Raw genomic sequence first — 25,880 nt, 5'->3', positions numbered from 1 at the left:
TTAGGCGCCTAGAGCGCGCCCGTGATGCTGCAAGTGGTCGTCGATGAAACTGGCGATGAAGAAATAGCTGTGGTCGTAGCCGGGTTGCAAGCGCAACGTCAGCGGATGACCGGCCAGTTTGGCGGCCTGCTGCAAGGCTTCAGGTTTGAGCTGGGTGGCCAGGAAATCGTCGCGATCACCTTGGTCGACCAATAACGGCAACTTCTCGTTCGCTTCGGCAATCAGGACGCAAGCATCCCACTCCCGCCATTTCGATCGGTCTTCTCCCAGGTAGCGGGAAAAGGCTTTCTGCCCCCAAGGACAGTCCATCGGATTGTTGATCGGCGAGAATGCCGACACCGACTGATAGCGTCCCGGATTACGCAACGCGCAGACCAGCGCGCCGTGGCCACCCATGGAGTGACCGCTGATGCCGCGCTTGTCCGACGCCGGGAAATGGGCTTCAACCAATGCGGGCAATTCCTGCACGACATAGTCATGCATCCGATAGTGCCGGGACCAGGGTTCTTGCGTGGCATTCAGATAAAACCCGGCACCGAGACCGAAGTCCCAGGCGCCATCCGGATCACCCGGCACATCAGGACCACGAGGGCTGGTGTCCGGGGCAACGATGATCAGCCCCAGCTCGGCGGCCATACGCATGGCGCCGGCCTTTTGCATGAAGTTTTCGTCGGTGCAGGTCAGGCCGGACAACCAGTACAGCACCGGCAACTTGCCGCCCTGCTCCGCTTGCGGCGGCAGGTACACGGCAAACACCATGTCGCAGCCGAGCACATCGGAGCGGTGCCGGTAACGTTTGTGCCAGCCGCCGAAGCTTTTCTGGCAGGAGATATTTTCCAGGCTCATGACCGACCTCAGAAATGGATGACGGAACGGATGCTCTTGCCTTCATGCATCAGGTCGAACGCCTTGTTGATATCTTCCAGGCCCATGGTGTGGGTGATGAAAGTATCCAGCGGGATTTCACCGGTTTCAGCCATCTCGACATAGCTTGGCAACTCGGTACGGCCACGCACGCCGCCGAACGCCGAACCGCGCCAGACGCGACCGGTCACCAGCTGGAATGGACGCGTGGCGATTTCCTGGCCAGCACCGGCGACGCCGATGATGACCGACTCGCCCCACCCCTTGTGGCAGCACTCAAGTGCGGCGCGCATCAATTGCACATTACCGATACATTCGAAGGAAAAGTCGACGCCGCCGTCAGTCATGTCGACGATGACTTCCTGGATCGGACGATCGAAATCTTTCGGGTTCACACAATCGGTTGCACCCAACTGCTTGGCGATCTCGAATTTGGCCGGGTTGATGTCGATCGCAATGATGCGCGCAGCCTTGGCTTTGACGGCGCCGATGACCGCCGACAGACCGATGCCGCCGAGGCCGAAAATGGCGACGGTATCACCTGGTTTTACCTTGGCGGTATTAAGAACTGCACCGATGCCGGTGGTGACACCGCAGCCCAGCAGGCAGACTTTTTCCAGTGGCGCTTCTTTTGGAATTTTGGCGACGGAGATTTCCGGCAGCACGGTGTACTCGGAGAACGTCGACGTCCCCATGTAGTGGAAAATTGGTTGGCCTTTGTAGGAAAAGCGCGAAGTGCCATCCGGCATCAGGCCTTTACCCTGAGTCGCGCGAATTGCCTGGCACAGGTTGGTTTTGCCGGACAGACAGAATTTGCACTGGCGGCATTCCGGGGTGTACAGCGGGATCACATGATCGCCGACCGCGACGGAGGTTACGCCTTCACCGATCGCCTCGACCACCGCGCCACCTTCGTGACCGAGGATCGACGGGAAGATACCTTCCGGGTCCGCACCCGACAGCGTGTAGGCATCGGTATGGCAGACACCGGAGGCAACCACACGCAGCAGGACTTCACCGGCCTTGGGCATGGCGACATCGACTTCAACGATCTCGAGGGGTTTCTTGGCCTCGAAGGCAACGGCAGCGCGCGACTTGATCATGTGGATTCTCCAGTGAATAAAAACGAGACAGGGAGTGTAATACAGCGCCTTACGGTGAATAATCCGGACAAAAGCAAAACATTATTGCCATACAGGGATAATCCTTGATGTCCGAAAACCGCTGGGAAGGTATCGACGAGTTCGTCGCCGTGGCCGAATGCAGTCAGTTCACGGCTGCCGCGGAACGCCTCGGGGTTTCGTCTTCCCACATCAGTCGACAAATAGTACGCCTCGAAGAGCGACTTCAGACGCGACTGCTTTATCGCAGCACCCGCCGGGTCACGCTGACCGAGGCAGGGCAAACCTTTCTGCAACATTGCCAGCGCCTGCAGGATGGTCGCGAAGAAGCACTGCGAGCGGTCGGCGACCTGACCAGTGAACCCAAAGGCATGCTGCGCATGACCTGCGCCGTGGCGTACGGCGAACGATTCATCGTGCCGCTGGTGACGCGATTCATGGGGTTGTATCCGCAACTGCGCATCGACATTGAACTGAGCAATCGTCAACTCGACCTCGTGCACGAAGGGCTGGACCTGGCGATCCGTCTCGGTCGCCTGCAGGACTCGCGGCTGGTAGCGACACGTCTGGCGCCACGACGCATGTACCTGTGCGCATCGCCGTCCTATCTGGAACGCTACGGCCGCCCGCATAGCTTGTCGGAACTCAGCCGCCACAACTGCCTCATCGGCAGCTCGGACATCTGGCAACTGGAACAGAACGGGCGGGAATTTTCCCAGCGAGTGCAGGGAAACTGGCGCTGCAACAGTGGGCAAGCGGTGTTGGATGCGGCGTTACAGGGAGTGGGTTTGTGTCAGCTGCCGGACTACTACGTGCTGGAGCATCTGAAAAACGGCGAATTGATTTCGCTGCTGGAAGCCCACCAACCGCCGAACACTGCCGTGTGGGCGCTTTATCCACAGCAACGGCATTTGTCGCCGAAGGTGCGCAAGTTGGTGGATTATTTGAAGGAGGGGTTGGCCGAAAGGCCGGAGTACCGAAGTTAACTTATGCATTGCCTGCTCGGCCGCTATCGCGAGCAAGCTCGCTCCCACAGTGACCGGGGTCGAACACAAATCTTGTAAACGCCATAGAGCCCTGTGGGAGCGAGCTTGCTCGCGATCGGGGCACCACAGATCCTAAGGTGGATCAGCGGCGGTTAGCCCAACGCTGTCGCAGCCATTCAAGGTCTTCAGGGCGTGTGACTTTGAGGTTGTCGGATCGACCTTCGATCAAACGAGGAGCCAAACCCGCCCACTCCATGGCCGATGCTTCATCAGTCACCAAAGCATCCGCCACCAGACTGTCCGCCAACGCCCGATGCAACGCCCCAAGACGAAACATCTGCGGCGTATACGCCTGCCAGATCACGCTACGATCCACGGTTTCGACCACGCGACCGTGCTTGTCGACCCGCTTCAGAGTATCGCGTGCCGGCACTGCCAGCAGACCACCAACAGGGTCGTCAGCCAGTTCTGTCAGCAACTTGTCCAGATCATCACGACTCAGATTCGGCCGCGCGGCATCGTGAACCAACACCCAATCCTCATCGTCAGCGCCTTGCGCATGCAAATGCAGCAACGCATTGAGCACCGACCCGGAACGCTCGGAACCACCTTCAACCCGCTGAATTCGTGGATCGCAAGCACACGCCAGGTTCGGCCAATAAGGATCATCAACAGCAAGACTGACTACCAACCCCTTCAGGGAAGGATGATCAAGGAAACAGCCAAGGCTGTGTTCGAGAATAGTGCGCCCGCCCAATTGCAAATATTGCTTGGGACGGTCCGCGGCCATTCGGGCACCGACGCCCGCGGCAGGAATCACGGCCCAGAAGGCCGGTAACGAAGGGTTCATTGAGCCAGCTGGTAAAGGGTTTCACCATCCTTGACCATGCCCAGTTCATGACGAGCCCGCTCTTCAACGGTCTCCATGCCCTTTTTCAACTCACTGACTTCAGCGTCCATCACTCGATTGCGCTCAAGCAGGCCCTCGTTCTCAGCGTGTTGATCTGCGATCTGCTGAGTCAGTTCGGCCACTTGCGCCAGACTGCCATTACCCACCCACAGGCGGTATTGCAGGCCAGCCAGCAGCAGGAGCAAGACGAGGAACAACCAATTGGGACTGCGCATCGAATATCAGGTATCCAGTGAAAAAAGACAGCCATGCCAACACTTTGAAGCTGCTGATAGCACGAAGCCTGGAAGGACCAGGCTTGTGCTCTTAAGGCATCAGATTAGTGGCAAAAACGTCGCTGTAGCGATTTTTCCGACACAATCCGGTGTCTTTTTATCCGTTAACGATTAACCGCGGAATTCGCTGCGACCGTTGTACTTGGCTTTGCCATTCAACTGCTCTTCGATACGCAGCAGTTGGTTGTACTTGGAAACACGGTCGGAACGGCACAGGGAGCCGGTCTTGATCTGGCCAGCCGCGGTGCCCACAGCCAGGTCGGCAATGGTCGAATCTTCGGTTTCGCCGGAGCGGTGCGAGATCACGGCGGTGTAACCAGCGGCCTTGGCCATCTGGATGGCTTCCAGGGTTTCGGTCAGGGTGCCGATCTGGTTGAACTTGATCAGGATCGAGTTGGCGATCTTTTTATCGATGCCTTCTTTCAGGATCTTGGTGTTGGTTACGAACAGGTCGTCGCCTACCAGTTGGACTTTCTCGCCGATCTTATCGGTGAGGATTTTCCAGCCAGCCCAGTCGGACTCGTCCAGACCGTCTTCGATCGAGATGATCGGATAACGCTCGGTCAAGCCTTTCAGGTAGTCGGCGAAACCTTCAGCGGTGAACACCTGGCCTTCGCCGGACAGGTTGTATTTACCGTCTTCGTAGAATTCACTGGCCGCGCAGTCCAGCGCCAGGGTCACGTCGGTGCCCAGTTTGTAACCGGCGTTGGCCACGGCTTCGGAGATCACTTTCAAAGCGTCTTCGTTGGAAGCCAGGTTCGGTGCGAAACCACCTTCGTCGCCCACTGCGGTGCTCAGGCCACGGGCCTTCAGCACGGCTTTGAGGTGATGGAAAATCTCGGTGCCCATGCGCAGGCCTTCCGAGAAAGACTTGGCGCCAACCGGCTGAACCATGAATTCCTGGATGTCGACGTTGTTGTCGGCGTGCTCGCCACCGTTGATGATGTTCATCATCGGAACCGGCATCGAGTAGACACCCGGGGTGCCGTTCAGGTTGGCGATGTGAGCGTACAGCGGCAGGTCCTGGTCCTGTGCTGCTGCCTTGGCCGCAGCCAGGGAAACGGCGAGGATCGCGTTGGCGCCCAGGGAACCTTTGTTTTCAGTACCGTCGAGCTTGATCATCGCGTGATCCAGCGCTTTCTGGTCGCTTGGGTCGGTGCCTTTCAACAGGTCGCGGATCGGACCGTTGATGTTGGCGACGGCTTTGAGCACGCCCTTGCCCAGGTAACGGCTCTTGTCGCCATCACGCAGCTCGAGCGCTTCACGCGAGCCAGTGGAAGCACCGGACGGCGCGCAAGCACTGCCGATGATGCCGTTATCGAGAAGCACATCCGCTTCCACGGTGGGGTTGCCACGGGAGTCGAGAACTTCACGACCTTTGATGTCGACGATTTTTGCCATTGTTGTAAACACTCCAAAGTTGACGAAAACGCTCTGTACCGCTCGGTTTATAACGTGTGGGGCATATTGCTTTGCAGGGGGCCGGCTTGATTGCGAAGGTGGCCTTGAAGTCTCTGCAAGACTTGAGGGCGCCTTCGCTGGCAAGCCAGCTCCTACATGATCGGGTTTGCCGATATTACGCGGTTTCTACGACAGGAAAACTCTTCACCAGTTCGTCCAACGCTTTGAGCTGGGCCAGGAATGGCTCCAGTTTGTCCAGACGCAAGGCGCATGGGCCGTCGCATTTGGCGTTGTCCGGGTCCGGGTGGGCTTCGAGGAACAGACCCGCCAGTGACTGGCTGATCCCGGCTTTCGCCAGATCGAGGACCTGGGCGCGGCGACCACCGGCAGAATCGGAGCGACCACCGGGCATTTGCAGCGCGTGGGTCACGTCGAAGAACACCGGGTATTCGAACTGCTTCATGATGCCGAAGCCGAGCATGTCGACGACCAGGTTGTTGTAACCGAAGCTCGAACCGCGCTCGCAGAGGATCAACTGATCGTTACCCGCTTCCACGCACTTGTTCAGGATGTGTTTCATCTCCTGAGGCGCGAGGAACTGGGCTTTCTTGATGTTGATCACCGCACCGGTCTTCGCCATCGCGACCACCAGGTCGGTCTGGCGCGACAAAAAGGCCGGCAGCTGGATGATGTCGCAGACTTCAGCGACGACCGCGGCCTGCTCGGGCTCGTGGACGTCGGTGATGATCGGCACGCCGAAGGCTTGCTTGATGTCCTGGAAAATCCGCATGCCCTCTTCCAGGCCGGGGCCACGGTAAGAGGTCACGGAGGAACGGTTGGCCTTGTCGAAGCTGGCCTTGAACACGTAAGGGATACCGAGTTTCTGGGTAACCTTTACGTATTCTTCGCAGACCTGCATCGCCATGTCACGGCTTTCCAGCACGTTCATGCCACCGAAAAGCACCATTGGCTTGTCGTTGGCAATCTCGATATCGCCTACACGGATGATCTTCTGCGCCATTGGATTTACGCCTTCTTCTGGTGTTGAACCAAAGCTGCTTTAACGAAACCACTGAACAACGGGTGTCCGTCGCGTGGCGTCGAAGTGAACTCCGGGTGGAACTGGCAAGCGACGAACCATGGATGATCCGGGGCTTCGACCACTTCAACCAACGCGCCATCACCGGAACGACCGGAGATTTTCAGACCGGCTTCGATCAGTTGCGGCAGCAGGTTGTTGTTCACTTCGTAGCGATGACGGTGACGCTCGACGATCACGTCCTTGGCGTAGCAGTCGTGCACCAGGGAGCCGGCTTCGAGCAGGCAATCCTGGGCGCCGAGACGCATGGTGCCGCCCAGGTCGGACGCTTCGGTGCGGACTTCAACAGCGCCGGTGGCATCTTCCCACTCGGTGATCAACCCCACGACCGGATGGCCGCTGGCACGATCGAACTCGGTGGAGTTGGCGTCTTTCCAGCCCAGCACGTTACGAGCGAACTCGATGACGGCCACTTGCATGCCCAGGCAGATGCCCAGGTACGGAACCTTGTTTTCGCGAGCGAATTGAACGGCAGTGATCTTGCCTTCCACGCCACGCAGACCGAAACCACCCGGTACGAGGATCGCGTCCACACCTTCCAGCAGCGCAGTGCCCTGGTTTTCGATGTCTTCGGAGTCGATATAGCGCAGGTTGACCTTGGTGCGGTTGCTGATGCCGGCGTGACTCATCGCTTCGATCAGCGACTTGTAGGCGTCCAGCAGCTCCATGTACTTGCCGACCATGGCAATGGTGACTTCGTGCTCGGGGTTGAGCTTGGCGTCGACCACGGCTTCCCACTCGGACAGATCGGCGCCGCCACATTGCAGGCCGAAACGCTCGACGACAAAATCATCCAGGCCCTGGGCGTGCAGGATGCCCGGGATCTTGTAGATGGTGTCGGCGTCTTCCAGCGCGATCACCGCACGCTCTTCAACGTTGGTGAACTGCGCGATCTTGCGGCGCGAGGACAGGTCGATCGGGTGATCGGAACGGCACACCAGCACGTCTGGCTGCAGGCCGATGGAACGCAGTTCCTTGACCGAGTGCTGGGTTGGCTTGGTTTTGGTCTCGCCGGCGGTGGCGATGTACGGCACCAGCGTCAGGTGCATCAGCATCGCGCGCTTGGCGCCGACTTCGAAACGCAATTGACGGATCGCTTCGAGGAACGGTTGCGATTCGATGTCACCCACGGTGCCACCGATCTCGACCATGGCCACGTCGGCATCGCCGGCGCCCTTGATGATCCGGCGCTTGATTTCGTCGGTGATGTGCGGGATCACCTGGATGGTGGCGCCCAGGTAATCACCACGGCGCTCTTTGCGCAGGACGTGTTCGTAGACACGGCCGGTGGTGAAGTTGTTGTTCTGGGTCATGGTCGTGCGGATGAACCGCTCGTAGTGGCCCAGGTCCAGGTCGGTCTCGGCGCCGTCGTGGGTGACGAACACTTCACCGTGCTGGAACGGGCTCATGGTGCCCGGGTCAACGTTGATGTACGGGTCCAGCTTCAGCATGGTGACCTTAAGTCCCCGCGCCTCCAGGATGGCCGCCAATGAAGCCGATGCGATGCCTTTCCCCAATGAAGAAACAACACCGCCCGTGACGAATATGTAGCGCGTCATGAAAAACCCTAGAAGTCTGCGTTAAAGCGGTCCGAGCCGCCGGGGAAAGCGAAGGAAGGCCGAAGCCCCCGATCACCTGCATCGATCACAGTGCATCTTTCAAAAAAACCGCCGCGTTGGGACAGACCGGAAGGTGAAACACCGGTACGTTGCTCGCTACACATTTTTTGGAATCGCCCAGCAAAGACTGCTTGGTAATCGGCAACTCCTGCAATTCAGGCGAATCCACAGAAGTTGTATCAAGAAGGGAGCGTAGTCTACCGGAAAGCCCCTTTCAGCTCAAACCTTGATCGCAGGTGGCGGCTGCCAATGTAAATTCCAGCCATCCTGTGCGCTGCCGTTCAAGCCCCGCAGGTTCGCCACCGCCAGCAATTGCTCGCCTTGGTACAGCAGCGGCCATCTGCCACGGGCGAAGTTCGGGACCCCGCGTTCATTGAGCAAACGCTTCAGATCACGGTGTCCGCGACCCGGCAGATTCATCACCTCACCGCCTTCACGATAGCGGATATGCAGCGGGCCAGCGGGGATTTGACCGGTGAGTGTCAGTACGCCATTGCCCGGCAACGCCAGTGATCGCGAGGCATCAGGCCATTCTTCGGCGGTGGATGAAGTGCGCAACCAGTGGCCGGACAACCACCAGATCCGCCCACCCGCCCGATGGAGTTCGCCGTCCGCCAATCGCCAGCTCGGACGAGCATCGCCGGTAGCATCGCGCAAATCCTCCCAACCCGACCAATGGTCGCTGTCCGGCAGACGCGTCAGCCCCGCGAGCCAGTGACTCAGTGCATTTCGCTGGCGAGCAGCGGAGAGTGTTGCCAGTGGCGCCAGTTCCAGGGACGGCAATCCCAGCCAATCGAATTCACTGACTGTGCTCGCGCGGGCAAGATCGATTTGCGCCAGCTCATCGAGCAATGTCTGCGCTTCACTCAGATGCGCGGCGCTGCGGGCCATGGTTGCCACCGCTTGCGGCCAGCGCTCGGTCAATACCGGGAATACCTGATGACGCAGGTAATTGCGCGAGAATTGCCGGTCCTGGTTTGAGGGGTCTTCAATCCAGCCGAGCCCGTGCACGGTCGCATAGGCTTCCAATTCCGCCCGCGTGACATCGAGCAAGGGCCGCAACAGATGCCCTTTGCCCAGCAGTCGTTGGCGCGGCATTCCCGACAGCCCTCTCACCCCTGCCCCACGCAGCAACCGAAACAACAGGGTTTCCGCCTGATCGTCACGGTGTTGACCTGTCAGCAGCACTTCATTGACCTGAGTGGCCTCGATGAACGCACCGTATCGCGCATCCCGGGCGGCACGCTCAAGGCTGGCGCCAGGCTGAACCTGGACATGAATCACCGCCAGCGGCACTCCCAGCGCATCACAGACCGCCTGACAATGCGCCGGCCACGCATCAGCCGCAGCCTGAAGGCCGTGATGGACGTGGATAGCGCTTAGCGCGGGCAGGGATTCGGTTTTTGCGAGGTAGGCAAGCAGGTGCAGCAGGACGGTGGAGTCGAGGCCGCCGGAGAAGGCGATGCGCCAGGTGGTGGCGTTGCGCCATGGCTTCAGATTCAGCAGAAGCCTGGCGGGCAGATCAATCATGGGCTGACTCATATCGATCACTTTACACAAAACAAATGTGGGAGCGAGCTCGCTCCCACATGGGTCAAGCAAGGTCAGATCAGAGACCGTAGCTCATCAGACGCTCGTAACGGCGGGCCAGCAGCGCTTCGTTATCGAACTTCTTCAGCATCGACAGTTGCGAGCTCAGCTCGGCACGGATCGAGGCTGCCGCCTTGGCTGGATCACGGTGTGCGCCACCCAACGGCTCGCCGATCACTTTGTCCACGATGCCCAGGCCTTTGAGGCGCTCAGCGGTGATGCCCATGGCTTCAGCGGCATCCGGGGCTTTTTCCGCGGTTTTCCACAGAATCGAGGCGCAACCTTCCGGCGAAATCACCGCGTAGGTCGAGTACTGCAGCATGTTCAACTGATCGCACACGCCGATCGCCAGCGCGCCACCGGAACCACCCTCACCGATCACGGTGGCGATGATTGGGGTTTTCAGGCGCGCCATGACGCGCAGGTTCCAGGCGATCGCTTCGCTCTGGTTGCGCTCTTCGGCGTCGATGCCCGGGTAGGCGCCCGGGGTATCGATGAAGGTCAGGATCGGCATTTTGAAGCGTTCGGCCATTTCCATCAGGCGGCACGCCTTGCGATAGCCTTCGGGGCGCGGCATGCCGAAGTTGCGGCGGACTTTCTCGCGAACTTCCCGGCCTTTCTGGTGGCCGATGATCATCACCGGCTGGTCGTCCAGACGGGCAATGCCACCCACGATCGCCGCGTCGTCGGAGAAGTGACGGTCGCCGTGCAGTTCGTCGAACTCGGTGAAGATGTGTTCGATGTAGTCCAGGGTATACGGACGTTTCGGGTGACGCGCCAGGCGTGCGATCTGCCAGCTGGTCAGCTTGGCGAAGATGTCTTCGGTCAGCGTGCTGCTCTTGTCCTGCAGGCGGGAGATCTCATCGCCGATATTCAGCGAATTGTCATTACCGACCAAGCGCAACTCTTCGATCTTGGCTTGCAGGTCGGCGATCGGCTGTTCGAAATCTAGAAAATTCGGGTTCATAGGCGTCCGTCTTGGGTCGACCTCCAAGAGAACTTGGGCCGGCCGGTTGTCTATTCGCGCCCTACCTTAAGGGACAGGCGCGTTCAGGTCGAGATTAAAAAATGCGGTCGAGATCAGGCCACGCTCTTGAGGCCTGACCGTCAACGGTATTGGAGGAAGACGTTGTCTCGCCCGAACTGGTCACGCAGGGCTTGAATCAAGGCATCCGCCGGGTCGATTCGCCAGGTCTCGCCGAACTGCAGCAAGGCCTTCGCATCGGGGCTGGTGTATTCCAGGGTGATCGGGCACGCACCGCGGTGGCGCTTGAACAGCTCCCCCAGCCAGCGCAGCTGATCGCCCTTGAGGTCCTTGGTCTGCAGCTTCAGGCGCAGGCTTTCGGCCAGGTTGGTGCGCGCATCTTCCATGCTCATCACCCGCTTGACCCGCAGGCGCAGGCCCCCGGAAAAGTCGTCGTTGCTCACTTCGCCTTCGACCACCACCATCGCGTCGGTCTGCAACAGCGACTGCGCGGAATGGAACGCGTCGGCAAACAACGAGGCTTCGATCCGGCCAGAGCGATCATCAAGGGTGATGAACCCCATCTTGTCGCCCTTTTTGTTCTTCATCACGCGCAGGGCGATGATCATGCCCGCGACCGTCTGGGTATCCCGGGCCGGTTTCAGGTCGATGATGCGCTGACGGGCGAAACGGCGGATCTCGCCTTCGTATTCGTCGATCGGGTGACCGGTCAGGTACAGGCCCAGGGTATCTTTCTCGCCTTTCAGGCGTTCCTTGAGGGTCAGTTCCTTGGCCTTGCGGTGATTGACGTAGACATCGGCGTCTTCTTCGACGAACAAGCCGCCAAACAGATCAACGTGACCACTGTCCTTGGTGCGCGCGGTTTGTTCGGCCGCCTTGATCGCCCCTTCCATGGCGTTCAGCAAGACCGCGCGGTTGCGGTCGATATTGGCCTGATAGGCTTTCTGCTCGTCATAGAAGTAAGGGCCCAGACGATCCAGCGCGCCGCTGCGGATCAACCCGTCCAAGGTACGCTTGTTGATCCGCTTGAGATCGACCCGGGCGCAGAAGTCGAACAGATCCTTGAACGGACCGGCCTGGCGCGCCTCGGTGATCGCCTCCACCGGACCTTCGCCCACCCCCTTGATCGCGCCGAGGCCGTAAATAATCCGGCCTTCGTCGTTCACCGTGAACTTGAACTCCGACGTATTCACATCCGGCGCGTCGAGACGCAGCTTCATGGTGCGAATTTCTTCGATCAAGGTCACGACCTTGTCGGTGTTGTGCATGTCCGCCGACAGCACCGCCGCCATGAACGGCGCCGGGTAATGCGTTTTCAGCCACGCCGTTTGGTACGACACCAGACCGTAAGCAGCCGAGTGAGATTTGTTGAAGCCATAACCGGCGAACTTCTCTACCAGGTCGAAAATGTTACCGGCCAGGTCCGGATCGATGTTGTTAGCGGTGCAACCTTCAATGAAGCCGCCGCGCTGCTTGGCCATTTCTTCGGGCTTTTTCTTGCCCATGGCCCGACGCAGCATGTCCGCACCGCCGAGGGTGTAACCGGCCATGACCTGGGCAATCTGCATCACCTGTTCCTGATACAGGATGATGCCGTAAGTCGGTGCCAGCACCGGCTTGAGGCCTTCGTACTGGTAGTCCGAGTGCGGGTACGCCAGTTCGGCGCGACCGTGCTTACGGTTGATGAAGTCGTCAACCATGCCCGATTGCAATGGGCCTGGACGGAACAGGGCCACCAGTGCGATCAAGTCTTCCAGGCAGTCGGGCTTGAGCTTTTTGATCAGCTCCTTCATGCCGCGGGACTCGAGCTGGAACACCGCGGTGGTTTCAGCTTTTTGCAGCAGCTGGTAAGTCGGCTTGTCATCCAGCGGGATGAAGGCGATGTCCAGCGGCGGCTCATCGACCTTGGCGCGGTCGCGATTGATGGTTTTCAGCGCCCAGTCGATGACCGTCAGGGTTCGCAGACCGAGGAAGTCGAACTTCACCAGGCCGGCGGCTTCAACGTCATCCTTGTCGAACTGGGTGACCAGGCCGTCACCGGCCTCATCGCAATAAATCGGCGAGAAGTCAGTCAGTTTGGTCGGCGCGATCACCACACCACCGGCGTGCTTGCCGACGTTACGCACAACGCCTTCGAGCTTGCGCGCCATCTCCCAGATTTCCGCGGCTTCTTCATCGACCTTGATGAAGTCACGCAGGATCTCTTCCTGTTCGTAGGCCTTTTCCAGGGTCATGCCGACTTCGAACGGAATCATCTTCGACAGACGATCCGCCAGGCCGTAGGACTTGCCCTGCACCCGCGCCACGTCGCGGACCACAGCCTTGGCTGCCATGGAACCGAAGGTGATGATCTGGCTTACCGCGTTGCGGCCATATTTCTCGGCCACGTAATCGATCACGCGGTCACGACCGTCCATGCAGAAGTCGACGTCGAAGTCGGGCATGGAGACCCGTTCCGGGTTAAGGAAACGTTCGAACAGCAGGTCATATTCCAGCGGATCGAGGTCGGTGATCTTCTGCACATAGGCCACCAGCGATCCGGCACCCGACCCACGGCCCGGGCCTACTGGCACGCCGTTGCTCTTGGCCCACTGGATAAAGTCCATCACGATCAGGAAGTAACCGGGGAAGCCCATCTGGATGATGATATCCAGCTCGAAATTCAACCGGTCGACATAGACCTGACGCTTGGCTTCGTAGTCTTCGGTGGTGTCCCTGGGCAGCAGAACGCTGAGGCGATCTTCCAGACCATCGAAGGAAACCTTGCGGAAATACTCGTCGATGGTCATGCCATCGGGAATCGGGAAGTTGGGCAGGAAGTGCTTGCCCAGTTTCACTTCGATGTTGCAGCGCTTGGCGATCTCGACGGTGTTTGCCAGTGCCTCGGGAATGTCGCTGAACAGCTCAGCCATTTCCTCGGCGCTTTTGAGGTATTGCTGGTCACTGTAATTCTTGGAACGTCGCGGATCGTCCAGGGCGCGGCCTTCACCGATGCAGACACGGGTTTCGTGAGCGGCGAAGTCTTCCTGCTTGATGAAGCGCACGTCGTTGGTCGCCACCAGTGGCGCTCCGATCTTCTCGGCCAGGGCCACGGCGCCGTGCAATTGTTCTTCATCGTTGGGACGATGGGTGCGCTGGATCTCCAGGTAGAAGCGATCCGGGAATACCGCCATCCATTCGCGCGCCAGGTTTTCCGCTTCAGCCGGGTTACCACTGAGCATGGCCAGGCCGATCTCGCCCTCTTTCGCCGCCGACAGCATGATCAAGCCTTCGCTGGCTTCGGCCACCCACTCGCGCTCGATGATGATCGAGCCATTGCGCTGGCCGTCGATGAAGCCGCGGGAGATCAGTTCGGTCAGGTTGCGATAGCCGACGGCGTTCATCGCCAGCAGGCTGATCCGGCTCAGGGCGTTATCCGGATCCTTGTTCGACAGCCACAGGTCGGCGCCGCAGATCGGCTTGATCCCCGCGCCCATGGCGGCTTTATAGAATTTGACCAGGGAACACATGTTGTTCTGGTCGGTGACCGCTACGGCAGGCATGTTCATGCCGACCAGGGTCTTGACCAGCGGTTTGATCCGCACCAGACCGTCGACCAGGGAATATTCAGTGTGCAGGCGCAGGTGAACGAATGAAGCCGGCATAGTGATCCTGTCTGTAAACATGAAAACAACAAGGCCCGGATTGTACCGGGCCTTGGCGAAAACATCAGCCTGCGACTAACCCACGATCAGGTGTGCCCGCGCCTCGTAAGCCAGGCGGACCGGGGCGAACGAGCGCCGGTGAATCGGCGTCGGACCCAGGCGGGCCAGGGCTTCCAGATGAACGGGGGTCGGGTAGCCTTTGTGGCCGCCGATGCCGTACCCCGGGTAAACCAATTCGAAAGCAGCCATTTCACGGTCGCGACTGACCTTGGCCAGAATCGATGCCGCGGCGATGGCCGGCACCAGGCCGTCCCCCTGTATCACCGCTTCGGCGCGCATCGACAGTTTCGGGCAGCGGTTGCCGTCGATCATCGCCAGTCTTGGCGTGATGTGCAGGCCCTCGACGGCGCGCTGCATGGCCAGCATGGTGGCGTGGAGGATGTTCAACTGGTCGATTTCTTCGACTTCGGCGCGAGCGATGCACCAGCTCAGGGCTTTTTCGCAGATTTCGTCATACAGCTTTTCACGACGGGCCTCGGTCAGTTTCTTCGAGTCGTTCAGACCGAGAATCGGCCGGCTCGGATCGAGGATCACCGCAGCGGTCACCACGGCGCCACAGAGCGGGCCACGACCGACTTCGTCGACACCGGCAACCAATTCTTCGACTTCAGCGACCAAGTTGAAATCCAGGCCCATTTGCATGCTTGTTTTTTTCATTGTACTTGACCGATCAGGTTCAGCACTGCATCCGCAGCCTGGTTGGAGGCATCCAGACGAAGGGTCCGGTGAATCTGGTCAAAACCGCGGGTCTGCTCTTCACCACCCTCGATCAGCGGCGACAGGGTCTGGGCCAGCGCTTCGACGGTCGCCTCGTCCTGCAGCAGCTCGGGCACCAGCAGGCGCTGGGCCAGCAGATTCGGCAAGGAGATGTATGGGCTTTTCACCATCCGCTTGAGAATCCAGTACGTCAGTGGCGCCAGGCGATAAGCAACCACCATCGGCCGCTTGTATAACAAGGCTTCAAGCGTCGCCGTACCCGAGGCGATCAGCACCGCATCGCAGGCCGCCAGGGCCAGATGGGATTGGCCGTCGAGCAAGGTCAGTGGTAGATCGCGACTCGCCAGTAACTCTTCCAGCTGCTTGCGCCGCTCGGGGCTGGCGCAAGGCAGGACGAAGCGCACGCCAGGGCGCAGGGCCCGCAGACGCTGGGCAGTATCGAGGAACAACGCGCCGAGCCGCCCCACTTCACCACCGCGACTGCCGGGCATCAATGCGACCAATGGTCCGTCCGGCAAGCCTAGTTCGGCCCGCGCGGCGGCACGATCGGCCTGCAGCGGGATGGTGTCGGCCAGTGTATGCCCGACAAACCGCACTGGCACGCCCTTCTCTTCATAGAATTTTGCTTCGAACGGCAACAGCGTCAGCATCAAGTCGCAGCCTTCGCGAATCTTCAACACCCGTTTCTGCCGCCAGGCCCAGACTGACGGGCTGACGTAATGCACGGTCTTGATCCCGGCCTGACGCAGCTTGAGTTCGATATTGAGGTTGAAGTCCGGGGCATCGATGCCGATGAACACGTCCGGCTTCTCGGCAATCAGGTCCGCGATCAGCTTCTTGCGGCGCTTGAGCAACTCACGCAAGCGGCCCAGCACTTCCACCAGGCCCATCACGGAAAGACGTTCCATGGGGAAATACGAGGTCAGGCCTTCGGCCTGCATCAACGGGCCACCGACCCCGATGAACTCCACCGCCGGATGCCGAGCCTTGAGCGCGCGCATCAGACCGGCACCGAGAATGTCACCGGAAGCCTCACCGGCCACCAGCGCTATACGCAGATTAGCCATGATTAGCGAGTGATGCCGCGGGTCGAAGACTGGATGGAATCACGGAATACCGCGACTTCCGGAAACTGGGCCGAGGGGTCGGCCAGCTCGGCGAGCGCCTGCTCAACCGTCAGGCCCTGGCGGTAAACCACCTTGTAGGCACGACGCAACGCATGGATCGCGTCTTCGCTGAAACCACGACGGCGCATGCCTTCGAAGTTCATGCTGCGGGCTTCGGCCGGGTTGCCGAACACCGTGACGTAGGCAGGAACGTCCTTGCCGATGGCGGTACCCATGCCGGAAAAGCTGTGGGCGCCGATGTGGCAATACTGGTGAACCAGGGTAAAACCGGACAGGATCGCCCAGTCCTCGACATGCACATGGCCTGCCAGCGCAGTGTTGTTGACCAGAATGCAATTATTGCCGATGACGCTGTCGTGGCCGATGTGGGCATAGGCCATGATCAGGTTGTGATCACCCAGGGTCGTTTCCGAACGGTCCTGGACGGTGCCGCGGTGAATCGTCACGCCTTCACGGATGACGTTGTGGTCACCGATGACCAGGCGCGTCTCTTCGCCCTTGTATTTCAGATCGGGTGTGTCCTCGCCTACCGAAGAAAACTGGTAGATGCGGTTGTGCTTACCGATCCGGGTCGGGCCTTTGAGAATCACATGCGGCCCGATCACTGTCCCCTCGCCGATTTCCACACCTGCGCCGATGATCGACCAAGGGCCGACCTCGACGTCGTCGGCCAGAATGGCCGCCGGATCGATGATTGCGCGAGGGTCAATCAAACTCATAGTTTGCGTTCCGCGCAGATGATTTCAGCGGAGCACACTGGCTTGCCGTCGACCGAAGCCTGGCACTCGAACTTCCAGATCTGGCGCTTGCAGCTGATGAAGCGGGCTTCGAGGATCAACTGATCGCCTGGGGTGACGGGCTGGCGAAAACGCAGCTTGTCGGAGCCGACGAAGTAGTAGAGCGTGCCGTCGGCAGGCTTCACGTCGAGCATTTTGAAGCCAAGGATGCCGGCAGCCTGAGCCATCGCTTCGATGATCAACACACCCGGCATGATTGGATGCGCGGGGAAGTGGCCATTGAAAAAGGGTTCGTTGATGCTGACATTCTTGTAGGCGCGAATGCGCTTGCCTTCCACATCCAGTTCCACGACCCGGTCCACCAGCAGGAACGGGTAACGGTGAGGCAGGTATTCGCGAATCTCGTTGATGTCCATCATTTCGGGGGGAAGCCTATGTAAAGATTGGGAACGCGCGACTGACGCGCATTCCTCTAGCAAATCAAGGAGGCCGTCTAGCGGCTGTGCACACTTGATATGGAAATGGTATCAGCCATCTGATGAAGCATTATCGTCAGGGGTCACTTCCCCTACTCGCTTTTCCAGCTGTCGCAGCCGTCGCGCGATGTCATCGAGCTGACGCAGGCGTGCCGCGCTTTTGCGCCATTCGGCAGCCGGCTGCATGGCCGTACCGGAAGAATAGGAACCCGGCTCGGTAATCGAATGGGTCACCATGGTCATCCCGGTGATGAAAACGTTGTCGCAGATTTCGATATGCCCCACCAGCCCGACGCCACCGGCGAGCATGCAGTGCTTGCCGATTTTGCTGCTGCCGGAGATCCCCACGCACGCCGCCATGGCGGTGTGATCACCAATCTGGACGTTGTGGGCGATCTGAATCTGATTGTCGAGCTTGACGCCATTGCCGATGACAGTATCGGCCAATGCACCGCGATCGACAGCGGTATTCACGCCGATCTCTACATCATCGCCGACCAGCACTCCACCAACCTGAGCGATTTTCTGCCAGACACCTTTCTCGTTGGCAAAACCGAAACCTTCACCCCCGAGCACGGCACCGGATTGAATCACCACCCGCTTGCCGATGCGCACGTCGTGATACAGCGTGACGCGCGGGGCCAGCCAACCCCCTTCGCCAATCTCGCTGCGGGCACCGACAAAGCAATGGGCGCCGACGGTCACGCCAGCTGCAATGCGGGCTGCGCTTTCGATCACGGCAAAGGCCCCGATACTCGCCGCCGGATCGACCACCGCATCCGCCGCCACGACCGCTGTCGGGTGAATCCCGGCTACGGCTTTGGGCTTGGGATCGAACAGGTGGGAAACCCGGGCGTAGGCCAGGTACGGATCGGCCACCACCAGTGCATCACCGACGAAACCTTCAGCGTCAGCGGCCTTCAGCAACACGGCTGCGGCCCGGCTGTCAGCCAGGTATTTACGGTATTGAGGATTTGCCAGAAAGCTCAACTGAGCTGGGCCAGCCTCTTGCAAAGTGGCTAGCCCAGTAATTTCCTTCTCCGCGTCGCCACGCAGGGTGGCGTCGAGGAACTCGGCCAGCTGGCCGAGTTTTATGGTCGCTGTCATGGATTACTTCAGCTGATTCATGCGCTCGATAACCTGGCGAGTGATGTCGTACTGAGGCTTGACATCAATCACTGCGCCACGCTCGAAGACCAGGTCAAAAGCACCTTTCTTGATGACTTCTTCCACAGCGCTGTCCAGTTTCGGCTTGAGCTGCTTCAGCATTTCACGGTCGGCAACGGCCTTGGCTTCGTTCAGTTCCTTGGACTGGAACTGGAAGTCACGGGCCTTTTGCTTGAACTCGAGTTCCAGGCGTTCACGCTCGCCTTGCTGCATCTTGTCGCCGCCCGCCATCAGACGATCCTGGATGCCCTTGGCACTGCTTTCCAGGGTCTTGAGCTTGGACAGTTGAGGGCCGAATTTTTTCTCCGCATCCACGGCGTATTTCTTGGCCGCGTCGGATTCCAGCAGCGCCATCTGATAATTCAGAACGGCGATTTTCATGTCGGCAAAAGCCGGACCTGCTACCAGTACGGTCGCCAGGAGAACCAATTGAGTCAACTTACGCACGATGTACTCCTACAAAATCCATTGTCGTTATCTTGGGTCAGACGCTTAGAACGTCTGGCCGAGGGAGAATTGGAACACTTGAGTCTCAGCGTCATCCGGTTTCTTGACCGGCATGGCCAACGCGAAGCTCAGAGGACCCAGTGCGGTGACCCAGGTCACGCCGACACCGACGGAACTGGCCATGTTGCTCAGACTGATATCGTTGCACTTGGTATTAGACGACGAACCGTTTGCGTTGGTGGTGTCTTCACACTTCGAGTCGAAAACGTTACCCACATCCCAGAATACCGACGTACGCAGGGAACGTTGATCCTTGACGAACGGCAGCGGGAACAGAAGCTCCACACCGCCCTGGATCAGGACGTTGCCACCAAACGGCAGCGGATCCTGGTCCGGATCGGCCAATGTACCCGGGTTTGTACCACGGCTAGGCGTACTGCGCGGACCCAAAGTACTGTCCTTGAAGCCACGAACCGAGTTGAAACCACCAGCATAGTAGTTTTCATAGAATGGCAAGCCATCGGTCGAACCGTAACCGTCGCCATAACCCAATTCGGTGTGCAGGCGCATGGTGTAGTTTTCGCTCAATGGCTGGAACAGCTGGCCACGGTAATCGAGCTTGAAGAACGACAGGTCGCTGCCAGGGGTGGTGGTTTCCAGCACCAGGCTTTGGGAACGGCCACGGGTAGCGAGTACGCCCTTGTTCAGGGTGGATTCGGACCAGCCGGCCGAGGCCTTGAAGTTCAGGTAGTTGTCGCCTTCCTTGTTAACGAAGTCGAAGATCTCGTCAACGGTGTAGACGCCCGTCTTGATCTTGTCTTGTTGCGCCGTCAGGCCGAAGGTCAGGCGCGACGTTTCGCTGATCGGGTAGCCGACGCTCACGCCAGCACCCAGGCTGTCCACGGCATAGCTGGCAACGTCGACGTCGAGATCGTCGTAGTCAGTGGTGCGATAGAACGCGTTGTAACCCAGGCTCACGCCATCGGCAGTCCAGTACGGGTCGACATAACCGAAGTTATAACGGCTCTGGTATTCACTGCGGGTCAAACCGACGCTGACCTTGTTACCGGTCCCCAGGAAGTTGTTCTGGGTGATCGAGCCACCGAGGATCAGACCGGCGCTCTGGGCGAAACCGACACTGGCGGTAATCGAACCGGAAGCCTGTTCTTCAACGCTGTAGTTCACATCGACCTGGTCGTCGACGCCCGGCACGGCCGGTGTTTCGACGTTGACTTCCTTGAAGAACCCCAGGCGCTCAAGACGGGTCTTGGATTGGTCGATCAGGTAGGTCGAAGCCCAGCCGCCTTCCATCTGACGCATTTCACGGCGCAGCACTTCGTCTTCGGACTTGGTGTTGCCACGGAAGTTGATACGGTTGACGTAGGCACGCTTGCCCGGATCGACGGCGAACGTGATGTCGACGGTGTGGTCGTCATCGTGAGGCTGAGGCACGCCGTTGACGTTGGCGAAGGTGTAACCCTCGTTACCCAGGCGGCGGGTGATCAGCTCCGACGTGGTGGTCATCAGCTTGCGCGAGAACACCTGGCCTTTCTGCACCAGCAACAGGGACTTGACCTGGTCTTCAGGGACTTTCAGGTCGCCGCTCAGCTTGACGTCACGAACGGTGTACTTCTCGCCTTCGTTGACGTTGACGGTGATATAGACGTGTTTCTTGTCCGGGGTGATGGACACCTGGGTCGAAGCGATATCCATGTTGATATAGCCACGGTCCAGGTAGTAGGAACGCAGGCGCTCCAGGTCACCGGACAGTTTTTCACGGGCGTACTTGTCGTCGTTCTTGAAGAACGACAACCAGTTGCTGGTCTTGAGTTCGAACAGGTCGATCAGGTCTTCGTCGGCGAAGACCGTGTTACCCACCACGTTGATGTGCTGGATAGCCGCGACGGTGCCTTCGTTGATGTTGACCTTCAGCGCAACGCGGTTACGCGGCTGCGGCACCACTTCGGTGTCGACGGTGGCCGAGTAGCGACCCTGAGCGACGTACTGGCGCTGCAGCTCGTTACGCACACCTTCGAGGGTGGCACGCTGGAAGATCTCGCCTTCGGCCAGACCGGATTGTTTGAGGCCCTTCATCAGGTCTTCAGTGGAGATCGCCTTGTTGCCCTCGATCTCGATACTGGCGACCGAGGGACGCTCGACAACCGTGATGACCAGGACGTTGCCGTCGCGACCCAACTGGATATCTTGAAAGAAACCGGTTTTGAACAGCGCACGAGTGGATTCCACCAGGCGACGATCGTCCGCCTTTTCACCGACGTTCAACGGCAAGGCACCAAAGACACTCCCCGCGGAGACCCGCTGGAGGCCATTGACGCGAATATCAGAGATGGTGAAGGACTCGGCGTGAACTTCGGCGATCATCAATACGGTGAGAACCGCAGTTAGCAGCAGACGTTTCATGAAGTCCTTTCTTATTCCAACTGGCAATAAACAAACTGCCGCAAAATGCGGCAGATTCGCAATTCAGCGAAGCGTTACAGTCGACCCAGATCATTGACCAGAGCAAGCAACATCACCCCGACCACCAAACTGATACCGATCTGTATCCCCCAACCCTGCACCCGATCCGACAAGGGGCGACCACGCACCCACTCGATCAGATAAAACAACAGATGCCCCCCATCCAGTACAGGAATGGGCAACAAATTCAGAACACCCAGGCTAATACTCAGATAAGCAAGGAAATTCAGGAAATCAGCGACACCCGACTGGGCAGAAGCGCCCGCCACTTTAGCAATGGTTATCGGTCCACTCAAGTTTTTTACCGAGAGCTCGCCGAACAACATTTTCTTCAGCGAATCGAGGGTCAGCACACTCATGGTCCAGGTGCGTCGAGCACCCTCCCCGATCGCTGCCACGGGACCGTAACTGACCTCGCGAATCATCTCCGGCGGCCAGTCGACTGCCTTCACCCCTGCCCCCAGATAACCACTGGGCGACTTCTTCTCGCCGCGCGCCGCCAGCGTCACCGGGACGTCGAGTTGAGCAGCGTCGCGCTCGATGCGCAGGATGATTTTGCTGTCAGGGCGCAGGCGGACGGTATCGACCACTTGCTGCCAGTCATCCAGTGCCTTGCCATCCAGGGCAAGCAATCGATCGCCGGTCTTCAGGCCGGCAGCCTGGGCCGGGCCTTTTGGATCAAGTTCGGCCAGCACCGGTGGCAGGGCCGGACGCCATGGACGAATGCCCAGCGAGCGAATCGGGTCCGGCTCATCGGCACCCTTGAGCCATTTGTCCAGCACCAGCTCACGAGGCGATTCGGCCGTGGAGCCCTGCTCGCGAACCAGCAACTGCAGGGAACCGCTTTCGCCCAGACGACGCACCAGCTGCAGATTGACCGCCGCCCAACCGGAAGTGGGCTCGCCATCGATGGCAATGATTTCCTGACCGGCGCTCAGACCGGCCTTGGCGGCGATACTGCCGGACTCGATGGCACCGATGACAGGGCGCACCTGCTCGCTGCCGAGCATCGCGAGCACCCAGAAAAAAACCATCGCCAGCAGAAAGTTGGCAATCGGGCCGGCCGCGACGATGGCGATGCGTTGACGGACCGATTTGCGATTGAAGGATTGCTCGATCTGCTCGGCAGGCACTTCGCCTTCGCGCTCGTCGAGCATCTTCACATAGCCGCCCAGCGGGATGGCGGCGACCACGAATTCAGTGCCTTGCTTGTCGTGCCAGCGCAGCAGGGGCATGCCGAAGCCCACGGAAAAACGCAGCACTTTGACCCCACAGCGACGTGCGACCCAGAAATGGCCGAATTCGTGGAAGGTGACCAGCACGCCCAGCGCTACCAGGGTGCCGACAATCATATAGAGCGCGCTCATCTACTTTCTCCGCAATCCTGTTCGTTGCTGCATGGGCCAACGTATTGCAGCATCTACCGCCCGTGACGACTCAACCATTGCCCGGCCAGCACACGGGCCTTGGTGTCCGCCGTAAACACCGCGTCGAGATCATCCACCGCAACCACCGGCTCGAGATTCAACACTTCCTCGATGATACTCGCGATTTCCGGGTAACGAACCCGTCCGTCGAGAAAGGCCGCGACCGCCACTTCATTCGCCGCATTGAGCATGGCCGGCGCACTGTTACCCGCTTCGGCCGCCTGACGCGCAAGGCGCAGGCAAGGGAAGCGATGTTCATCGGGCGCCTGGAAATCCAGACGCGCGATGGCAAACAGGTCCAGCGGCGGCACGCCCGAGTCGATCCGCTCTGGCCAGGCCAGTGCATTGGCGATGGGCGTTCGCATGTCCGGATTGCCCAGTTGGGCCAATACCGAACCGTCGATGTAATCGACCAACGAATGAATCACGCTCTGCGGATGAATCACCACCTCGACCTGGGACGGCCTGGCATCGAACAGCCAGCAGGCCTCGATCAACTCGAGCCCCTTGTTCATCATGCTGGCCGAGTCCACCGAGATCTTGCGCCCCATGGACCAGTTCGGATGGGCACACGCCTGATCGGGGGTCACATGCACCAGCTCAGCCATAGGTGTCTGTCGGAACGGACCACCCGAGGCTGTCAGTAAAATCCGACGCACGCCGACGGCCCCCAGGCCACGGGCAAAATCCCCTGGCATGCACTGGAAAATCGCGTTGTGCTCACTGTCGATCGGCAACAGCACCGAACCGCTTTTACGCACAGCCTGCATGAACAGCGCACCGGACATCACCAATGCTTCTTTGTTGGCCAGGAGGATTTTCTTGCCGGCTTCGACGGCTGCCAGGGTCGGACGCAAGCCCGCCGCACCGACGATAGCCGCCATCACGGCATCCACTTCAGGATCGGCCGCCACCTGGCACAACCCCTCCTCCCCCACCAGCACACGGGTCGACAGGCCAGCCGCGTGCAAGTCGTCCTGCAAGCCTCGGGCAGCGCTCGCCTCAGGCACCACGGCAAACCGCGGCGCATGACGCACGCACAGCGCCAGCAACTCACTCAGGCGGGTGAAGCCGCTCAAGGCGAACACCTGATAACGCTCCGGATGACGCGCAATGACGTCGAGCGTGCTCAAACCGATCGAACCGGTCGCCCCCAGCACGGTAATCTGCTGTGGGCGGCTCACGGTGCGGCCATCCACAGCAATACGGCAAACACTGGAATCGCCGCCGTAAGACTGTCGATGCGGTCGAGCACACCGCCGTGACCCGGCAGCAGGTTGCTGCTGTCCTTGATCCCGGATTGACGCTTGAACATGCTTTCGGTGAGGTCACCCACCACCGAGATAAACACGATCACGGCGGCACAGATCAGACCGATCAGCATCTGGGCGATACTCCAGTCGCGAACGATCCCGACGATTGCCGTGATCACGAGGCTCGCCGCCAACCCGCCATACACGCCTTCCCAGCTTTTGCCGGGACTGACCTGGGGGGCCAGCTTGCGCTTGCCGAACGCCCGACCGGAAAAGTAAGCACCGATATCGGCACCCCAGACCAGCACCATCACCGCCATGATCAGCCAGTTACCCAAGGGCTCCTGCTTGATCTGGACCAGCCCTTGCCAGGCCGGCAACAAAACCAGCAGACCGATCACCAGCTTGCAGGCGGCGCTGGCCCAATGTTCGCTGGAGCGCGGGTAAGTCAGGACCAGCCAGGTCGCAACCCCCCACCAGAGCACCGACGCACCCAACACCCACGGCGCCAGCCCCGGCAGGATGTGCATGACAAACAGCATCAATGCGACCACCGCCGCATAGGCGACGCGGATCGGCTGCTCGGTGAAGCCCGCCAGGCGTGCCCATTCCCAGGCTCCGAGGGTCACGACCAGTCCGATGAACAGGGCAAAACCGGTGCCTTCAAGCAGGAAAAACCCGCACAACGCAATCGGTAGCAGGATCAGTGCGGTGATGATTCGTTGTTTAAGCATTAAACCCGGGCTCCAGCCTCGACCTGCTCGCTCGTTTTACCGAAGCGGCGCTGGCGAGAAGCGTAATCGGCCAGCGCGTTACGCATGGCATCGTGTTTGAAGTCCGGCCAGAACAGGTCGGAAAAGTACAACTCGGCGTAAGCCAGTTGCCACAGCAGGAAGTTACTGATGCGATGCTCGCCACCGGTACGGATGCACAAGTCCGGCAACGGCAGGTCGCCGGTGACCAGGCAGGTTTGCAACAGTTCTGGCGTGATGTCTTCCGGCCGCAGATGCCCGGCCTGAACTTCCCGCGCCAGACGTTGCGCGGCTTGCGCGATATCCCACTGACCGCCGTAGTTGGCGGCGATCTGCAGGATGAAGCGATTGGCGCCCACCGTCATGGCCTCGGCCTCACGCATGGCAGTCTGCAGCTCTGGATGAAAGCGAGAACGGTCGCCAATGATGCGCAAACTGATGTTGTTCTCGTTCAGGCGCTTGGCTTCACGTCGCAGCGCCCGGAAGAACAGATCCATCAAGGCACTGACCTCGGCGGCCGGACGCTGCCAGTTCTCACTGGAGAAGGCGAACAGCGTCAGCACCTCGACCTTGGCCTCGGCACATACCTCGATCACTGCCCGAACGGCATCCACACCCGCTTTATGACCGGCGACACCCGGCATAAAGCGTTTTTTCGCCCAGCGATTATTACCATCCATGATGATCGCGACATGGCGCGGCACCGCGGTCGGCGCACTCTGCTTGATCTTATCCATGACAA

Annotated in this window: 21 protein-coding genes and 1 pseudogene; 1 reads left to right on the top strand and 21 read right to left on the bottom strand. The window is 59.6% G+C overall.

The window, feature by feature from the left end; all coding sequences use genetic code 11:
• Both fghA and ACA062_RS05350 read right to left on the bottom strand, forming a co-directional pair.
• A complete protein-coding gene (gene fghA / locus ACA062_RS05355; protein WP_497455515.1) occupies nt 1-846 on the bottom strand; it encodes an S-formylglutathione hydrolase in 846 nt (281 codons plus the stop codon).
• Between the two features lie 8 nt (nt 847-854).
• Complete coding sequence (locus ACA062_RS05350; protein ID WP_129441645.1) at nt 855-1,967, bottom strand: S-(hydroxymethyl)glutathione dehydrogenase/class III alcohol dehydrogenase; 1,113 nt, start codon at nt 1,965-1,967, stop codon at nt 855-857.
• A gap of 107 nt (nt 1,968-2,074) precedes the next feature.
• On the opposite strand from ACA062_RS05350, the gene ACA062_RS05345 reads away from it, so the two are divergent.
• A complete protein-coding gene (locus ACA062_RS05345) occupies nt 2,075-2,971 on the top strand; it encodes a LysR family transcriptional regulator (protein WP_111450999.1) in 897 nt (298 codons plus the stop codon).
• A gap of 142 nt (nt 2,972-3,113) precedes the next feature.
• Here the strand turns inward: ACA062_RS05345 and ispD are convergent, their stop codons facing one another.
• The 19 genes and pseudogenes from ispD to uppS form a co-directional block, all read right to left on the bottom strand.
• On the bottom strand, nt 3,114-3,821 hold the full coding sequence (ispD, locus tag ACA062_RS05340) for a 2-C-methyl-D-erythritol 4-phosphate cytidylyltransferase (protein ID WP_497455514.1): 708 nt from the start codon (nt 3,819-3,821) through the stop codon (nt 3,114-3,116).
• Entirely contained in the window at nt 3,818-4,096 is a 279-nt protein-coding gene (gene ftsB / locus ACA062_RS05335) for a cell division protein FtsB (RefSeq protein ID WP_008028992.1), read from the bottom strand. Before ftsB ends, ispD begins: the two co-directional genes overlap by 4 nt.
• A gap of 171 nt (nt 4,097-4,267) precedes the next feature.
• Nucleotides 4,268-5,557, bottom strand: a complete 1,290-nt coding sequence (gene eno, locus ACA062_RS05330; protein ID WP_497455513.1) for a phosphopyruvate hydratase — start codon at nt 5,555-5,557, stop codon at nt 4,268-4,270.
• Nucleotides 5,558-5,732: 175 nt separating this feature from the next.
• Nucleotides 5,733-6,578 (bottom strand): 3-deoxy-8-phosphooctulonate synthase, encoded by an 846-nt coding sequence (kdsA, locus tag ACA062_RS05325; RefSeq protein WP_497455512.1) that lies wholly within the window; start codon nt 6,576-6,578, stop codon nt 5,733-5,735.
• 5 nt (nt 6,579-6,583) lie between these two features.
• Nucleotides 6,584-8,215, bottom strand: a complete 1,632-nt coding sequence (pyrG, locus tag ACA062_RS05320; protein WP_497455511.1) for a CTP synthase — start codon at nt 8,213-8,215, stop codon at nt 6,584-6,586.
• 274 nt (nt 8,216-8,489) lie between these two features.
• A pseudogene (gene tilS / locus ACA062_RS05315) lies at nt 8,490-9,817 on the bottom strand (tRNA lysidine(34) synthetase TilS).
• 67 nt (nt 9,818-9,884) lie between these two features.
• On the bottom strand, nt 9,885-10,832 hold the full coding sequence (locus ACA062_RS05310) for an acetyl-CoA carboxylase carboxyltransferase subunit alpha (protein WP_150766038.1): 948 nt from the start codon (nt 10,830-10,832) through the stop codon (nt 9,885-9,887).
• Nucleotides 10,833-10,972: 140 nt separating this feature from the next.
• Nucleotides 10,973-14,494, bottom strand: a complete 3,522-nt coding sequence (gene dnaE / locus ACA062_RS05305; protein WP_497455510.1) for a DNA polymerase III subunit alpha — start codon at nt 14,492-14,494, stop codon at nt 10,973-10,975.
• A gap of 75 nt (nt 14,495-14,569) precedes the next feature.
• Nucleotides 14,570-15,196: a ribonuclease HII gene (rnhB, locus tag ACA062_RS05300; RefSeq protein WP_497457363.1), complete on the bottom strand. Its 627-nt coding sequence runs from the start codon at nt 15,194-15,196 to the stop codon at nt 14,570-14,572.
• 11 nt (nt 15,197-15,207) lie between these two features.
• A complete protein-coding gene (gene lpxB / locus ACA062_RS05295; RefSeq protein WP_497455509.1) occupies nt 15,208-16,338 on the bottom strand; it encodes a lipid-A-disaccharide synthase in 1,131 nt (376 codons plus the stop codon).
• A gap of 2 nt (nt 16,339-16,340) precedes the next feature.
• Nucleotides 16,341-17,117 carry an acyl-ACP--UDP-N-acetylglucosamine O-acyltransferase gene (gene lpxA, locus ACA062_RS05290; protein ID WP_497455508.1) on the bottom strand — a complete coding sequence of 259 codons (777 nt, stop codon included), beginning with the start codon at nt 17,115-17,117 and terminating at the stop codon, nt 16,341-16,343.
• The gene (fabZ, locus tag ACA062_RS05285; RefSeq protein ID WP_017336708.1) at nt 17,114-17,554 is read right to left on the bottom strand and encodes a 3-hydroxyacyl-ACP dehydratase FabZ; all 441 of its coding nucleotides are present in this window, start codon (nt 17,552-17,554) and stop codon (nt 17,114-17,116) included. The genes lpxA and fabZ overlap by 4 nt, the downstream gene beginning before the upstream one ends.
• A gap of 108 nt (nt 17,555-17,662) precedes the next feature.
• On the bottom strand, nt 17,663-18,718 hold the full coding sequence (gene lpxD / locus ACA062_RS05280; RefSeq protein ID WP_497455507.1) for a UDP-3-O-(3-hydroxymyristoyl)glucosamine N-acyltransferase: 1,056 nt from the start codon (nt 18,716-18,718) through the stop codon (nt 17,663-17,665).
• Between the two features lie 3 nt (nt 18,719-18,721).
• Complete coding sequence (locus ACA062_RS05275; protein ID WP_010462812.1) at nt 18,722-19,225, bottom strand: OmpH/Skp family outer membrane protein; 504 nt, start codon at nt 19,223-19,225, stop codon at nt 18,722-18,724.
• Nucleotides 19,226-19,270: 45 nt separating this feature from the next.
• Entirely contained in the window at nt 19,271-21,646 is a 2,376-nt protein-coding gene (gene bamA, locus ACA062_RS05270; protein ID WP_497455506.1) for an outer membrane protein assembly factor BamA, read from the bottom strand.
• Between the two features lie 74 nt (nt 21,647-21,720).
• Nucleotides 21,721-23,073, bottom strand: coding sequence for a sigma E protease regulator RseP (rseP, locus tag ACA062_RS05265; protein WP_497455505.1), 1,353 nt, complete (start codon nt 23,071-23,073; stop codon nt 21,721-21,723).
• A gap of 53 nt (nt 23,074-23,126) precedes the next feature.
• Complete coding sequence (gene ispC / locus ACA062_RS05260; protein WP_497455504.1) at nt 23,127-24,317, bottom strand: 1-deoxy-D-xylulose-5-phosphate reductoisomerase; 1,191 nt, start codon at nt 24,315-24,317, stop codon at nt 23,127-23,129.
• On the bottom strand, nt 24,314-25,120 hold the full coding sequence (locus ACA062_RS05255; RefSeq protein WP_497455503.1) for a phosphatidate cytidylyltransferase: 807 nt from the start codon (nt 25,118-25,120) through the stop codon (nt 24,314-24,316). Before ACA062_RS05255 ends, ispC begins: the two co-directional genes overlap by 4 nt.
• The gene (gene uppS / locus ACA062_RS05250; RefSeq protein WP_497455502.1) at nt 25,120-25,875 is read right to left on the bottom strand and encodes a polyprenyl diphosphate synthase; all 756 of its coding nucleotides are present in this window, start codon (nt 25,873-25,875) and stop codon (nt 25,120-25,122) included. The genes ACA062_RS05255 and uppS overlap by 1 nt, the downstream gene beginning before the upstream one ends.
• Nucleotides 25,876-25,880 lie beyond the last annotated feature (5 nt).

This window comes from Pseudomonas sp. LBUM1679, from assembly GCF_059695565.1.
This window is presented reverse-complemented; position numbering and strand designations above follow the sequence as displayed.

What these genes read in the sequence shown, in the direction of transcription:
- ACA062_RS05310 (WP_150766038.1), bottom strand. Translation starts at nt 10,832, where the DNA reads ATGAACCCGAATTTTCTAGATTTCGAACAGCCGATCGCCGACCTGCAA.
- dnaE (WP_497455510.1), bottom strand. Translation starts at nt 14,494, where the DNA reads ATGCCGGCTTCATTCGTTCACCTGCGCCTGCACACTGAATATTCCCTG.
- rnhB (WP_497457363.1), bottom strand. Translation starts at nt 15,196, where the DNA reads ATGCAAATGGGCCTGGATTTCAACTTGGTCGCTGAAGTCGAAGAATTG.
- uppS (WP_497455502.1), bottom strand. Translation starts at nt 25,875, where the DNA reads ATGGATAAGATCAAGCAGAGTGCGCCGACCGCGGTGCCGCGCCATGTC.
- fabZ (WP_017336708.1), bottom strand. Translation starts at nt 17,554, where the DNA reads ATGATGGACATCAACGAGATTCGCGAATACCTGCCTCACCGTTACCCG.
- ACA062_RS05350 (WP_129441645.1), bottom strand. Translation starts at nt 1,967, where the DNA reads ATGATCAAGTCGCGCGCTGCCGTTGCCTTCGAGGCCAAGAAACCCCTC.
- lpxB (WP_497455509.1), bottom strand. Translation starts at nt 16,338, where the DNA reads ATGGCTAATCTGCGTATAGCGCTGGTGGCCGGTGAGGCTTCCGGTGAC.
- ACA062_RS05345 (WP_111450999.1), top strand. Translation starts at nt 2,075, where the DNA reads ATGTCCGAAAACCGCTGGGAAGGTATCGACGAGTTCGTCGCCGTGGCC.
- lpxD (WP_497455507.1), bottom strand. Translation starts at nt 18,718, where the DNA reads ATGACAGCGACCATAAAACTCGGCCAGCTGGCCGAGTTCCTCGACGCC.
- lpxA (WP_497455508.1), bottom strand. Translation starts at nt 17,117, where the DNA reads ATGAGTTTGATTGACCCTCGCGCAATCATCGATCCGGCGGCCATTCTG.
- bamA (WP_497455506.1), bottom strand. Translation starts at nt 21,646, where the DNA reads ATGAAACGTCTGCTGCTAACTGCGGTTCTCACCGTATTGATGATCGCC.
- ftsB (WP_008028992.1), bottom strand. Translation starts at nt 4,096, where the DNA reads ATGCGCAGTCCCAATTGGTTGTTCCTCGTCTTGCTCCTGCTGCTGGCT.
- fghA (WP_497455515.1), bottom strand. Translation starts at nt 846, where the DNA reads ATGAGCCTGGAAAATATCTCCTGCCAGAAAAGCTTCGGCGGCTGGCAC.
- kdsA (WP_497455512.1), bottom strand. Translation starts at nt 6,578, where the DNA reads ATGGCGCAGAAGATCATCCGTGTAGGCGATATCGAGATTGCCAACGAC.
- ACA062_RS05255 (WP_497455503.1), bottom strand. Translation starts at nt 25,120, where the DNA reads ATGCTTAAACAACGAATCATCACCGCACTGATCCTGCTACCGATTGCG.
- pyrG (WP_497455511.1), bottom strand. Translation starts at nt 8,215, where the DNA reads ATGACGCGCTACATATTCGTCACGGGCGGTGTTGTTTCTTCATTGGGG.
- rseP (WP_497455505.1), bottom strand. Translation starts at nt 23,073, where the DNA reads ATGAGCGCGCTCTATATGATTGTCGGCACCCTGGTAGCGCTGGGCGTG.
- ispD (WP_497455514.1), bottom strand. Translation starts at nt 3,821, where the DNA reads ATGAACCCTTCGTTACCGGCCTTCTGGGCCGTGATTCCTGCCGCGGGC.
- eno (WP_497455513.1), bottom strand. Translation starts at nt 5,557, where the DNA reads ATGGCAAAAATCGTCGACATCAAAGGTCGTGAAGTTCTCGACTCCCGT.